The 12,343-nt window shown below is 33.2% G+C and carries 15 protein-coding genes; 1 reads left to right on the forward strand and 14 read right to left on the reverse strand.

The genetic code is table 11. The features are described from left to right. Window positions 1-4 precede the first annotated feature (4 nt). Complete coding sequence (locus C6H18_RS07865) at window positions 5-400, forward strand: hypothetical protein (protein WP_104722556.1); 396 nt, start codon at window positions 5-7, stop codon at window positions 398-400. On the opposite strand, the gene leuC is transcribed toward C6H18_RS07865, so the two are convergent. The 14 genes from leuC to C6H18_RS07935 form a co-directional block, all read right to left on the reverse strand. Beyond that, on the reverse strand, window positions 397-1,665 hold the full coding sequence (gene leuC, locus C6H18_RS07870) for a 3-isopropylmalate dehydratase large subunit (RefSeq protein ID WP_104722557.1): 1,269 nt from the start codon (window positions 1,663-1,665) through the stop codon (window positions 397-399). The two genes, C6H18_RS07865 and leuC, sit on opposite strands and share 4 nt — an antisense overlap. Window positions 1,666-1,668: 3 nt before the next feature. Next, window positions 1,669-2,289 (reverse strand): ATP phosphoribosyltransferase, encoded by a 621-nt coding sequence (gene hisG / locus C6H18_RS07875; RefSeq protein ID WP_104722558.1) that lies wholly within the window; start codon window positions 2,287-2,289, stop codon window positions 1,669-1,671. Then, complete coding sequence (locus C6H18_RS07880; RefSeq protein WP_104722559.1) at window positions 2,286-2,924, reverse strand: type III pantothenate kinase; 639 nt, start codon at window positions 2,922-2,924, stop codon at window positions 2,286-2,288. The genes hisG and C6H18_RS07880 overlap by 4 nt, the downstream gene beginning before the upstream one ends. Before the next feature lie 7 nt (window positions 2,925-2,931). After that, complete coding sequence (locus tag C6H18_RS07885; RefSeq protein WP_104722560.1) at window positions 2,932-3,936, reverse strand: PQQ-binding-like beta-propeller repeat protein; 1,005 nt, start codon at window positions 3,934-3,936, stop codon at window positions 2,932-2,934. Further along, window positions 3,933-4,517 carry a hypothetical protein gene (locus tag C6H18_RS07890; RefSeq protein WP_104722561.1) on the reverse strand — a complete coding sequence of 195 codons (585 nt, stop codon included), beginning with the start codon at window positions 4,515-4,517 and terminating at the stop codon, window positions 3,933-3,935. The genes C6H18_RS07885 and C6H18_RS07890 overlap by 4 nt, the downstream gene beginning before the upstream one ends. A 9-nt stretch (window positions 4,518-4,526) precedes the next feature. After that, window positions 4,527-4,958, reverse strand: a complete 432-nt coding sequence (gene dut, locus C6H18_RS07895; RefSeq protein ID WP_104722562.1) for a dUTP diphosphatase — start codon at window positions 4,956-4,958, stop codon at window positions 4,527-4,529. Between the two features lie 17 nt (window positions 4,959-4,975). Then, window positions 4,976-5,446 (reverse strand): transcription elongation factor GreA, encoded by a 471-nt coding sequence (gene greA / locus C6H18_RS07900; RefSeq protein ID WP_104722563.1) that lies wholly within the window; start codon window positions 5,444-5,446, stop codon window positions 4,976-4,978. 67 nt (window positions 5,447-5,513) lie between these two features. Beyond that, window positions 5,514-6,644, reverse strand: coding sequence for a lipid-A-disaccharide synthase (gene lpxB / locus C6H18_RS07905; protein ID WP_104722564.1), 1,131 nt, complete (start codon window positions 6,642-6,644; stop codon window positions 5,514-5,516). Continuing rightward, window positions 6,634-7,224, reverse strand: a complete 591-nt coding sequence (locus C6H18_RS07910; RefSeq protein WP_104722565.1) for a hypothetical protein — start codon at window positions 7,222-7,224, stop codon at window positions 6,634-6,636. Before C6H18_RS07910 ends, lpxB begins: the two co-directional genes overlap by 11 nt. After that, window positions 7,221-7,820 carry an NUDIX hydrolase gene (locus tag C6H18_RS07915; protein WP_104722566.1) on the reverse strand — a complete coding sequence of 200 codons (600 nt, stop codon included), beginning with the start codon at window positions 7,818-7,820 and terminating at the stop codon, window positions 7,221-7,223. The genes C6H18_RS07910 and C6H18_RS07915 overlap by 4 nt, the downstream gene beginning before the upstream one ends. Then, window positions 7,807-9,024 (reverse strand): peptidoglycan DD-metalloendopeptidase family protein, encoded by a 1,218-nt coding sequence (locus C6H18_RS07920; RefSeq protein ID WP_104722567.1) that lies wholly within the window; start codon window positions 9,022-9,024, stop codon window positions 7,807-7,809. The genes C6H18_RS07915 and C6H18_RS07920 overlap by 14 nt, the downstream gene beginning before the upstream one ends. A 114-nt stretch (window positions 9,025-9,138) precedes the next feature. Continuing rightward, a complete protein-coding gene (locus tag C6H18_RS07925) occupies window positions 9,139-10,041 on the reverse strand; it encodes a homoserine O-succinyltransferase (RefSeq protein WP_104722568.1) in 903 nt (300 codons plus the stop codon). Window positions 10,042-10,329: 288 nt separating this feature from the next. Further along, window positions 10,330-11,622, reverse strand: coding sequence for an O-acetylhomoserine aminocarboxypropyltransferase/cysteine synthase family protein (locus C6H18_RS07930; protein WP_104722569.1), 1,293 nt, complete (start codon window positions 11,620-11,622; stop codon window positions 10,330-10,332). A gap of 90 nt (window positions 11,623-11,712) precedes the next feature. Continuing rightward, window positions 11,713-12,219: a low molecular weight protein-tyrosine-phosphatase gene (locus C6H18_RS07935; protein WP_104722570.1), complete on the reverse strand. Its 507-nt coding sequence runs from the start codon at window positions 12,217-12,219 to the stop codon at window positions 11,713-11,715. Window positions 12,220-12,343 lie beyond the last annotated feature (124 nt).

A 12,343-nucleotide genomic window follows, 5' to 3' on the forward strand; every position in this document is an offset into this window, starting at 1 on the left:
AAAAATGCAGCCAAAGGATTGGATTTTAGTTCTTATTTTTTTAAGCATCGGATTAGTTTTTATTGCATTGTTTTTTATTTTCTTTTTTAAGAAAAACACTCCACAATCCAAAAAACAAGAAAAAATACCAAACGCTAAAGAACTTTTGGAACTTTTAGCGCAAAAAGAGAATACTTTAGAGATGCTTTATCAATATAGCAACCTTGCTAAGATACATCACACCTCTTATTTCCAAGAAAGCGAAAACTTTGATTTAGAGTTTGTAAGTATTCTTGCTTCGCATAAAAATGTTAATGCCAAATTAGTCTTAGAGGTAGAGAAGTATTTTAAATCCATTAATCCAGAACGCAAAGAGCTTTTGGATAAAGCCTTAGAGAGTGGATTAAATAAACGATATTAGATTTCGCGCGGATCTGCTATTTTGCCTTCAATTGCGCTGATGGCTGCAACAGCAGAGTTTGCAAGATAGACTTCAGAGTTTCTAGCACCCATTCTCCCTACAAAATTACGATTTGTTGTAGAGATGCAACGTTCATTATCTCCTAAAATCCCCATATATCCCCCCAAACACGCCCCGCAAGTAGGATTAGAAATTAAAGCTCCAGATTCTAATAAAATATCGATATAGCCTAATTTGTGAGCATCTTTGTAGATTTTTTGAGTGCCCGGAGTGATAATTAATCGCACATCTTGATGCACTTTTTTACCCTTTAAGATTTCACTAGCAATGCGTAAATCGCTTAATCTCCCATTCGTGCAACTTCCAATAAAGACTTGATCGATTTTTATATCGTCTTTTATGGCTTGTGTGATACTTTTTCCATTGCTGGGTAAAAATGGATAGGCGATAACTGGCTCTAAAGTGCTAGTATCAATTTGTATTACTTGCGTGTAGTTTGCATTGCTATCAGAGAAAAACTCTTTGGGGTTAGCCCTTAGATTTTCCCTTTGTTGTAAAAATTCTCTTGTAACTTCATCAACAGCAATGATTCCATTTTTTGCCCCTGCTTCAATAGCCATATTACAGAGCGAAAATCTATCATCCATATTTAAATATTTAATCCCCTCCCCACAAAACTCTAATGCCTGATACAAAGCCCCATCAACGCCAATTTGGCGAATAACTTCTAAAATCAAATCTTTTCCATAAATGTGTTTTGCGGGTTTTCCGATAAATTCTACTTTAATAGAGCTAGGGATTTTAAACCAATTTCTCCCTGTAATCATCGCATAGGCTAAATCTGTGCTTCCCATCCCTGTGCTAAACGCCCCTAATGCTCCGTGCGTGCAAGTATGAGAATCCGCTCCAATAATCACATCTCCACTAACAACCAAACCTTTCTCTGGTAAAAGAGCGTGTTCGATACCCATATCTTTCTCATCAAAGAAATATTTGAGCTTATGCTTTTTGGCAAAATCTCGACTAATCTTTGCTTGATTGGCACTTGCAATATCCTTTGCGGGGATGAAATGATCCATTACGATACAAAATCCTTCTGGATTTGCTAGTTTTGTCGCTCCGCTTTGTTCGTAGGCTTTGATAGAAAGCGGAGTGGTAATATCATTGCCAATCACCATATCAATAGGGCAATCAACAATCTCACCCGCATAAACCTTTTTGCCAACATGTTCTGAAAAAATCTTTTCTGTAAGGGTCTGTCCCATTGTTTATTCCTTCGTTAAAATCATATTTTTAAAAAAATCCCGAATTTTTAAGATTTTTATTTTTTGGGCATAAAAGCTATTAGGATTTGCGACTAAATAAGCACTAACCTCCATAATGACTTCATCAATTTTAAGATTATTTTGGCGCATAGTGTTGCCTGTCTCGACTAAATCCACAATCGCATCTGCCATTCCTACTAAAGGGGCTAGTTCAATAGAGCCATAAAGCTTGATAATCTCCACGCTTAAAGCTTTTTTGGCGAAAAAGGCTTTTGTGATATTTTCCATTTTTGTAGCGATTTTTAGGTTTGGCTTTGAGAAATCTAGCAAATATTCATTAGGAGAGCCAAGCACGACTTTGCATTTCCCAAACTTTAAATCCAGCAAACGCACAAGCGGGCTTTGTTGCTCCTCAAGCACATCTAAACCAACGATTCCTATGTCGGCAACACCTCTTTGGATATAAACAGGAACATCTTGATTTCTAACAAGCATAAAAGTAAAGTGCTGTTTGTGTAGGATTAATTTTCGATCTTCAAAACAGAGCTTTTCTTGCAAAAATACTTCAAAAATTTCTAAAGCTTTTTCGCCAATTCTTCCTTTGGGGAGTGCAACTTTTATCATAACATAATACCCTTTGAAGTAATTTCTTCTGCAATGACTTTTTGCATCCCTTTAAAAACCAATAACTCATCATAAATGCAGTTTTGAAAAAAGCGGGATAAAAACTTGCCATCTCCGCCTGTGAAATAAATTTTTTTATTTTTTGAAGTGTTTTCTATCATTAAAAGGATAGATTTTAAAATGCCAAAACTTACAGCATCTCTAGTGTTTTGGGGGAAGGTATGAACATTGACGTTAAGATTTATCTCACAATCTAAAACAGGAATTGAACCTAATATTTTTTTATATTGGGTAATGCCCGGAAGTATATAGCCCCCTAGATGAATCCCCTGTTGCATTACATCAATAGTAATGGCGCTCCCTGCATCAACGATAACACCATCCTTGATAGCTTTACAAGCAGCAATTCTATCAACCCCTAATCCTTTATAATTGGTATCAAGTGATAAAAAGGGTGTTAAATCAAAACAACTAGCGTGTGAATATAATAAAGATTTTGTTAATTCTTCATTCACACTAATAAAAATAATAATCTCCTTAGAGTCTTTTAAAGAAAGATTATCTCTCTTCTCCCTCCAGACTTTTCCGTGATTATAAAAATGCAAAAAAGAATTTCCTATATCACAGAGAATCATTCATAACCTATTTAATTTCAAAATATGAATCATTAATGAAAGTTTTTCTAATCCCACTAAAGACAGGATTTTTAATCTTGCTTGGAATCTTGATGATTTCATAATCACTTAAATCATCTTCCATATTAATCATATATCCACGTGTCTCTAAGATACTAATCTTTTGTCCGTGATTTGCCCCTGTAAAATGTGCGAAAGGGAATTTAATGCGTTTTGTCTCATTTAAATCTCTATCAGTTAAAATAACTTCACCCTCTGAAGTAAATAAAAAAATCCTATCCCCGACAAATAAAACATCTTTGATATTGGCTTCAAAAGTGTTAATCACTGAAGGATTAACCGAAATAATGCGCTTTGGTGTAGCGGCAACCATACGATTATCAATGGCTTCTAGGAAAATCACATTATTAAAGTGTTTATCCCCATTAACTACGATATTTCTGACCATTTTCATATTGATTTTATCAATAATAGCAAGCTTACCATCTAAAGTTGGTAAAATAATAATATCGCCCAAGAAATAAGGAGAAGCAATTAGGGTATCATTGGTAGGTGCGGGGGGATTTTCTAGTTTGTAGAGATTTTTATTAGTTTGAACATCAAAAATGCTTAGGGTATTATTATCAAATACTAAAGCAATTAAATTATTTTGCATACTAGCACTTACAGGGTTAGAATCAAAATGTAAGTAACGATATTCTTTTGTATCTTTGTGAATTAAAATTAATTCTTTGAGATTATTAGTCGCTAAATAATAATCTTCTGACTCATTTAAATAGCGAGCATTTTTGGGCAAAAATACTTTTGGGATTTCTCCATTTTTTGTGATAAATTGTCCATTTTTCAAAGTTGCTCCATTACGCGTTATAAACACAATGGGAGAGCCAATAGGTTTTGTATAAGCAATACTTCCTTTGATTTCTTCTTTTTTGGGATTAAAATAAAATTTAGACCCACAACCCATAATAAAAGCCGCTAAAAGGCAATATCCAACAAAACTAAATTTTTTCATTCTTTAATTCCTTTTATCGTTAAATGTTCTAAAGCATTCGCAATATCTTTTGTGGGAGAACTATTTTGTATCTTTTCTAAGATATTCTTTGCTTCCTGGAAGTTTCCTTTTTCTATCTCTAAAAAAGCAGCCTGAAGATAGCCAAACTCGGTAGAATCTTGTAAAACCAAAACCTCAATATTGCGATTTAAACTTGCATTTTGATATTTAGAAAACTTAGCAATTATAGGATCTTTAGAGGATTGTAATTGCTCCAAAGTAGCCTTGTCGTTAGAAGAGAGGGCTTTTTGAAAAAGATATAAATCATAAAGTTTGCTTTGGCTTTGTTTTAAGGATTGAAGAGCCGTTTCATCTCCTAATAATGCTTTTTCATAAAAGTTTGCTATTTCTAAGTGCTGTTTCTCTTGGTAATAACCCATAATATTATATACAACAAACCAAGTAACTAAAGCAATAACAAGCACAATAATAGGGATTTTATAATGTTTAAACCAGCCTTCAAATCGTATTAAACCTTCTAACATTTTTTCGTTATTATTGAATTCTTCTTTAATATAATTAACATTTTGTTGTAAGCTCATTCTTTCTCCTTATTTACCTGTGCTACCAAACCCACAACTACCGCGTTTTGTTTTATCCAATGAAGCAGTTTCTTTAATCTTTGCCTGTTTAACCTTGCAAAGCACTGCTTGTGCGATTCTATCGCCAATTCGTATGACAAACTCTTCTTCTCCAAGATTAATTGCAATAACTTTAATCTCGCCACGATAATCGCTATCAATAGTGCCGGGAGTGTTTAAAATCGTGAATCCATATTTTAAAGCCAAGCCACTGCGAGGGCGAATTTGAATCTCATATCCGCTTTTAATCCCAAAAGCAAGTCCCGTTGGGATTAAAGCCCATTTTCCCGGAGGAATTGTTAAATCTTCAATCGCACACAAATCAAATCCTGCAGCACCACTACTCTGATATTTTGGTAAAACCGCCTTAGGGGAGAGCTTTTTAACCTTTAAAGTTGCCATTTATTACCTTTTTAAGTCTAAAATGAAATTTCTTTATAGCAAATATCTAAAATCTCATAATCTACCTTTCCGCGAGGTAATTCGACACTAACTTCATCTCCTACAATTTTGCCTAAGAGTTGTTTAGCTAGGGGGGAGTGATAGGAGATTAAGCCTTTATTGGGATTGCTTTCTGTTGCTCCTACAATGGTATAGCAAAATTTCTCTTCAGTGTCTAAGTCTTCTAAGGTGATGGTGGAGCCAAAGCTCACTTTATCGTGTGATATGGTGGAGGGGTCGATAACTCTGGCTTCTGCAACAAGCTGTGTTAGTTCATTAATCCTTGCATCAAGAAATAGCTGTCTTTCTCTTGCGGCGTGATATTCGGCATTTTCTTTTAAATCCCCGTGTTCTCTTGCTGTATCAATTTCTTTAATATTTTGAGGACGTTCCACTTCTTTAAGATTTTTCAGTTCGTTTATAAGCTTGTTATAGCCATATTCTGTCATTGGTTCCACAAAACTACTCCCATACAAATTAATTTATAATACTAACTAAAGAGAGTTAAAAAGCCCTTTATTTTAATAAGTTTTTTGCAAAATCTTCAATTTTTCTTGCACAATTTTCTGCACTGCCATTTTTTAGATATTGCATTAAAATCTCCTTTTGTGAAAAAAATTTTTCATAGTCAAAATTTTTCCATTCTCTTAAAAGATGGTGGGGTTTTACATTTTGCTGTAAAATTTCTGGAATGATAGGAAAATTGTAGATATTGGGATTATTTTTTGGGGAATGAAAGAATAAAAATTCTAAAAAAATATTGGCTAAACCAATATAATTTAATTTCACTAAAGATTTTGCAAGTAAAAAATCTATGGTTTTAGCCTTATAAACTAAAAGTGTTGGAATCCCAAGCAAGGTAGTTTCTAAAGTTGCGGTTCCGCTACAAACAAAAGCAAATTCACAATCTCTTAATCCCTCATAAGTATCAAAAGAGAGAATAAACTCTTCAACATCTCCATAAATCTTTTTTACTTGCTCTTTAAAATACTTAGGAATGATTAATAAAGCTTGTTTATTTTGTGTTTTTAAGGTTACGGCTATCTCTTTAAAAACAGGCAATAAAGCTCTAATTTCTGTTACTCTAGAACCAGGCATAAAAGCTATAAGATTGGTTGTTCTTTTGGAAGTATAGGAGAAGGGTATAGAATCTAAAAGCGGATGCCCTACATAAAAGAGGTTTGCTTGGGTTGGATAGTAGGCTTTTTCAAAAGGCAAAATTCCCCATAACTCATCACAAATCTTTGCCAAAGTCTTAGCACGATAAGCTTTCCAAGCCCATACTTGAGGGAGGATGTAATAAACCATGTAGGGTTTATGGGGTTTTTTTACTAGGGATTGGATAATGGGGATATTAAAAGATGAAGAATCCATAAAAATAGCAATATCGCATTCTCTAGCTTTTTGGAGTAAAACTTGTCGTATCTTCAAATACTTTGGAAGTAATTTTACAACTCCAATAAAGCCCATAACCCTAAATTCCTCAACACTAAAAAGACTTTTATAGCCACTTTGTAGGGAATCAAAAACTCCCTCCAAAGTGAAGCTTACTTGTCTTTGCTTTAAAGTCTTAATAAGGGAGGAGAGATGGAGATTGGAAGAGTATTCTAAAGCGCAAACAAAAATCTTTAAAGGCTTAGCTTCCATCTTCTTTATTTTCTTGATGAGTAATTTCTAGGCTTATTTTAGAATATTCTAAAGTAATAGTCTGTATGTGTTCTAATAATTGCTGTAATAAATTAAATAATTCCATAGCTTCTTGCAAGGGTACATAATCATTAGCTGGAGTTGCAAGGAGTTTTTTGTAGTTTTGGTAAGAGACTTCTAATTTCTTCACAGCAGTGGGTTTTGGTGGAAGATTGATATTTGTTTGTAAAAGCAAATCTCCAAGAACATCAAGTTGTGCCTTTATTGAAGAAAAACTAGTTTTAGTCTCATCATCTTTTAAATGAATACTTTCTTTAGAATCTTTTAAAGCCTGTAATTTTTGCTCAAGCGTAATTGCTAATGCTTTATTTTTTTGCTCTAATTCATCATTTTGCACATTTAATAAAGCATTTTTGGCAGAGATTTCATTAAAGGTTTGGATTAATTCTTCTCTGTCTTTTTGTAAGTTTTTATATTCTTCATTAAATCGTTTTTTTGCTTCTTCAAAAATTTCATAAATTTGCCACGATTCTTTGATGGTTTCTAGTTTTTTTGTGAGTTCTTGTAAGTTACGATTCATAGCATCTCTTTAGTAAAAAACCATAAGAAGGCAAACATAACGCCAGAGGTTTTAGGATAGGATTCATCAAAAATGAAAGAATAAGCTTGATTTTTTGGGATAAAAATCACTTCTATATTTTCATCATCAACTCCACCACCATCACTTACTTTATGATTCTCATTAATTTGAGCAAAAAACAAAGTTTGCTTACTCCCTGCAAACCCGACAGAGCTATAAAACTCTGTAATTTTATGAATCTCTTGCAAAGGCACATCATACCCACACTCTTCTAAAATCTCTTCTTGCGCAATCTCTTTTAGAGTTTTATCAGATTTGTCGGTAATCCCAGCACATAACTCATAAGTCCAACCAATTTCTGTTTGAACACTATGTAGCATTTCTTTAAGATAAACAGCAGGACGAAACTGCTTAACTACCACAAAAGATTCTTTTTCTTTATGATAAAGAAGAATTGCTACACTATCATAAGCTTGAATAATATCCCATTTTCTCTCTTTACCATTTTCGCAAAAGATCATACTTTGAGGTTTAATATAAGGGGAATCTTTGCATTCACATAAGCGAATATTGGTTATATTTTTAGTTGGTTTCATTGGCTATTTTATCTGGTGTTAAATAAACAATATAAGAATTTCTCAAGTTCTTAAAAGGCACATTTTCAATGTTTTGTGCCAAAATACCATCAAGTTCATTTTTATAATGATTGGCTAATCTCAAGAAGCTATCACGTTCTTTGCCCTCTAGTTTTGTTTGTGCAATTTGTAAATGTTTTAGCGGATTAACCGCATTACCATTTTTATAGATTCCAAAATGCAGGTGAGGACCTGTGCTAAGTCCTGTGCTTCCAACCGTTCCTAATTGTTTTCCTTGCTCTATAAAAACACCTGCTTTAATGCCTTTATTGATATTATGCATATGGGCATAGAGGGTTCTATAACCATTTTCGTGCTGGATAATCACTGTTTTTCCATAACCTCCTTTAGTTCCCGCAAAAACAATCTTGCCCTTGCCAGCAGCTTTAATAGGTGTATGTCTAGGTGCTGCATAATCTACCCCTAAATGAGGGCGTTTATACCCTAAGATAGGATGTTTTCTAGCAGTAGAAAAATGCGAAGAGATACGTTTATATTTAAGCGGCGTTAATAAAAGATATTTGTTAAGATTGTTTCCATTTATATCATAAAAATGTCCGTCTTGATGGCGAATAACATAACGATCTTTATTGTTCACATTCAACATAGAGGCTTTAATATTAGGAGAACCAAAGTATTTTCCAAGCCTGTATTTTCTCTCATAAATAATAGCAAATTTGTCATCTTTTTTAATTTGCCTCTTAAAGTCAATGCTATTTTTATAGGCTTGTATAAAGTCAGAAGCTAACAAAGTATCACCTGTATATTTGACAATATCATTATATAATGAACTCTCTACGGAAAGTGCTAAGGTTCGTTTTTCTATAAAATGTGTGATTGGAATTGCACGCATTTGATAAACGCCATTTTTTTGGTAAATATGCAACTGCGAATCTTCATTAATAGAAATTAACGCTTGCAAAAGCTTTTCATCTTCATAGAGGGTATAAAAGGTGCTTCCACTTATAATCTCATCGGCTAATTCTTTATCTTCTGGGGCTAAGTCATAATAGACTTTTGCAGGAATAGAGTTTTTTTCAAAAAAAGTTAATAGTGTTTGCCCCTGTCCCCATTTATCCTCCTTAATAATGGCGGCATTGATAGCTAAAGGAAGCAAACAAAAAATAAAAGGCAATCTTGTTTTTTTTATAAATCTCTGCAACATAAAAAACCTTTTTGGAAAATCGAAAAGCTAAATATTAAAAAATTCTTAATATTCTAGCAAAAAAAAGTAAAAAATATCTTATTTTTAGCTTAAAGGAGCGATAAATCTTAGGTTTTAAGGCATTTTATTATCATTGAGTACAAAAGGTGTATCTTGATAAACAGAAAAGTTTAGCCAATTTAAAAACAAAACACTTGCAGAAGAACGCCAAGAAAACATCGGTTCACCTTTGGGGTTGAAGTAGTTTTTAGGGGGATTAATGGTTAGCCCTTTTTGTAAATCCCGTTTATACTCTATCTCTAAAGTGTCTTTGCTGTATTCTGGATGCCCTAAGATAAAAAAATCTTTAGAATCTTTTATTGCGCTTATACCGCTAAGCTCCCCCTCTAATAAGATTTTTAAATGAGAATTCTCTTTGATTTGCAAAGGATTCATAGTAGAATGTCGAGAATGAGGGATTTTAATAATATCATCTAATCCATTGAGTAATAAATCTTCATTGATTAAAGAATGTTCGAAAACCCCAAATAATTTTTCTTGAAGCGGAATCTTTTGTATGTTATGAAAGTGATATAATCCTGCCATTGCTCCCCAACATAAATACATCGTGCTTGTGCAATTTTGTTTTAAATATTCCATAATAACTACTAATTCTTGCCAATATTGCACTTCTTCAAAGGCTAAATGTTCAATAGGCGCACCCGTAACAATAGCCCCATCAAATTTTTTCCCTTTAATGCTTTCAAAACTCACATAAAACCTATCTAAATGGCTTTTAGGTGTGTTTTTACCCACATAGCTTTGTGTGGAAAGAAGCGTAATATTTACCTGTAAAGGAGAATTTGCAAGGAGCGATAAAAGCTGATTTTCTGTTTCTATTTTGGTGGGCATTAAATTAATAATAAGAATCTCTAAAACACGAATATCTTGAGTTTTTGCACGAAGCTCCCCCATAATAAAAGCCTTTTCTTTTAAGAGTGAAAAAGCTGGAATATCTTCTGGAATAACAACTGGCATTTTTTTCCTTTTTATTAAGATTTATCTTCTATTTTATATCGTCTAAAGTTTCAAAATTAATAACTTGATACCTTTTGTAACTTGCGTGCAATCAAAGAACATCTCTAAATCCTCCCTGTTTTTAAAGTTTAGATAAGAGCCTCTGTTTTGCATTGCAACAATAAAAAATGTAATAAATATTTAAAATTTCCACTTAAAAATACCTCTCTATGCACCAACTATAACCATCTTTGCAAAACAAATCCAAGTGATGAATCTATAATAATTCCACTTAGTATAGAATATTCTTTATTTTTCTAAAGCTTGTTTTAAATCCCTAATAAGATCATAGGGGTTTTCCAATCCTATGCTTAAACGAATTGTTCTAGGAGTGATTCCAGCTGATTGTAACTCCTCTTGGTTAAGCTGTGAATGCGTTGTAGAGGCTGGATGAATAATCAAAGACTTAGAATCTCCAATATTTGCAACAATAGCAAAAAGTTCTAAACTATCGCAAATCTTCTGTGCTGCCTCAAAACTTTCTGCCTCAAAACTTAAAAGCCCACTACTTAAAGAGTCTTTAAAATACTTTTTCAAAAGCGTATTATAGGGATCTCCTTCTAATGCAGGATAGCAAATGTTATGGGCTTTGGGGTGAGATTGTAAAAACTTCGCAATCTCTAAAGCATTTTGGCTATGCCTTTTGATTCTAAGCTCTAATGTCTCTAAACCTTGCAAGATAATCCAAGCTGCTTGTGCAGAAAGTGTAGCACCGATATTTCTAAGCCATTCTGTGATAACTCGGATACAAAAAATCGGCAAGGGTAAATTGGCATAAATCAACCCGTGATAACTTTCATCAGGAGTATTGAAGGCAGGATAGCGAGGATTATCTTTAATGAGGCTATTCAAGTCTTGACGCTCTATAATAGCACCTCCTAAAGCACTTCCTTGCCCATTAACATATTTACTTAAACTATACACACTAATATCTACACCATAATCAAAAGGCTTGTGCAAAAAAGCTGTTGCGACAGTATTATCGCAAATCGTGATTATTCCGTGTTTTTTAGCAATTTTTGTGATTTTTTCTACATCGGCAATAGCGGTTTGTGGGTTAGAGAGACTTTCAAAAAAAATAGCAGATGTTTTATTATCAATAATTTTTTCTAAAGAATCTTCAATATTGTCAATATCAAAAACTCTTGCTTCGATTCCAAATCGCTTTAAAGTATGGACAAGTAAGGTTTGGGTTCCTCCATAAATTTTATTAGAATATGCAATGTTATTACCATTTTGCGCACAATTAACTAATGTATAAAATACCGCAGATGTTCCACTAGAAGTAGGGACGCCAAAAGCACCCCCTTCGATAGCAGCAAGTCTAGCACCTAGTATATCAACAGTTGGACTAGTTAGTCGTGAATAAATATTTCCTAATTCTTGCAAACCAAATCTAGCAGCTGCTTGTTTTAAATTTTCAAAACTATAAGCAGTGTTTTGATAGATTGGGACACTTAAAGTCCTTTGCGTATCATAAGTGTAACCTGCGTGTAAAGCAAGTGTATCTTCAGAAAAATTATTATGCGTTAAATTTGGCATTGTAGCTCCTTTATTTGAATGAAATTTCAAGGAAATAATAGCATAAATAATTAAAATACATATTGTATTTGTAATTTATCAAAAATATTTTTAGGATTTGTTACCTTTTTCTACATTATGTGAATTGAAATTCTGACTTTGTTCTAAAATTTCATTATAAAGTGTATTGATTGCTAAATATAGCATTTCATAGATTTTTTGAAATCCCTCTAAATCTTTATAGTGATAAGGATCAGGCACATCTCTCCCTCCTAATCCATAATCCCCCATAAGAACTACTTTGTCTTTAGAAAAAAACCGCAATAAATCTTGATAATTTTGTCTATCCATTGCTACAATTAAATCAAAATTATCATCTTCATAGGCATTAACTTTACGACCTTTTAGGTAAGAAATGTCAATTCCATTATTCTTTGCAATTTCAATAGAGCGAGAATCTGGAGATTCATCAATATGCCAACCACTAGTCCCTGCAGAATCAATCTTTAAATCCATTCCTCTCTTTTGTGCCAAATCTTTAGCAATCCCCTCTGCTAAAGGTGAGCGACAAATATTTCCTAAACAAACAAATAAAATAGCTTGAATTTTTTGCTTCATTTTTGCCCTTTAAAGTTAAATTTGTATTATACTAAATTCTCTCAAGGCTTAAAGAAAGGAGCAAATCCACAATATTTGGATTTGCTTATAAACCTTATCAAAGCTTAAAGAATAGAGGGTAGGG

Source organism: Helicobacter mesocricetorum (genome assembly GCF_900198605.1).
GTDB classification, from domain to species: domain Bacteria; phylum Campylobacterota; class Campylobacteria; order Campylobacterales; family Helicobacteraceae; genus Helicobacter_D; species Helicobacter_D mesocricetorum.

Bases quoted from the DNA above. Each gene is read 5' to 3' on its own strand.
- C6H18_RS07865 (WP_104722556.1), top strand. From the start codon at position 5: ATGCAGCCAAAGGATTGGATTTTAGTTCTTATTTTTTTAAGCATCGGA.
- leuC (WP_104722557.1), bottom strand. From the start codon at position 1,665: ATGGGACAGACCCTTACAGAAAAGATTTTTTCAGAACATGTTGGCAAA.
- hisG (WP_104722558.1), bottom strand. From the start codon at position 2,289: ATGATAAAAGTTGCACTCCCCAAAGGAAGAATTGGCGAAAAAGCTTTA.
- C6H18_RS07880 (WP_104722559.1), bottom strand. From the start codon at position 2,924: ATGATTCTCTGTGATATAGGAAATTCTTTTTTGCATTTTTATAATCAC.
- C6H18_RS07885 (WP_104722560.1), bottom strand. From the start codon at position 3,936: ATGAAAAAATTTAGTTTTGTTGGATATTGCCTTTTAGCGGCTTTTATT.
- C6H18_RS07890 (WP_104722561.1), bottom strand. From the start codon at position 4,517: ATGAGCTTACAACAAAATGTTAATTATATTAAAGAAGAATTCAATAAT.
- dut (WP_104722562.1), bottom strand. From the start codon at position 4,958: ATGGCAACTTTAAAGGTTAAAAAGCTCTCCCCTAAGGCGGTTTTACCA.
- greA (WP_104722563.1), bottom strand. From the start codon at position 5,446: ATGACAGAATATGGCTATAACAAGCTTATAAACGAACTGAAAAATCTT.
- lpxB (WP_104722564.1), bottom strand. From the start codon at position 6,644: ATGGAAGCTAAGCCTTTAAAGATTTTTGTTTGCGCTTTAGAATACTCT.
- C6H18_RS07910 (WP_104722565.1), bottom strand. From the start codon at position 7,224: ATGAATCGTAACTTACAAGAACTCACAAAAAAACTAGAAACCATCAAA.
- C6H18_RS07915 (WP_104722566.1), bottom strand. From the start codon at position 7,820: ATGAAACCAACTAAAAATATAACCAATATTCGCTTATGTGAATGCAAA.
- C6H18_RS07920 (WP_104722567.1), bottom strand. From the start codon at position 9,024: ATGTTGCAGAGATTTATAAAAAAAACAAGATTGCCTTTTATTTTTTGT.
- C6H18_RS07925 (WP_104722568.1), bottom strand. From the start codon at position 10,041: ATGCCAGTTGTTATTCCAGAAGATATTCCAGCTTTTTCACTCTTAAAA.
- C6H18_RS07930 (WP_104722569.1), bottom strand. From the start codon at position 11,622: ATGCCAAATTTAACGCATAATAATTTTTCTGAAGATACACTTGCTTTA.
- C6H18_RS07935 (WP_104722570.1), bottom strand. From the start codon at position 12,219: ATGAAGCAAAAAATTCAAGCTATTTTATTTGTTTGTTTAGGAAATATT.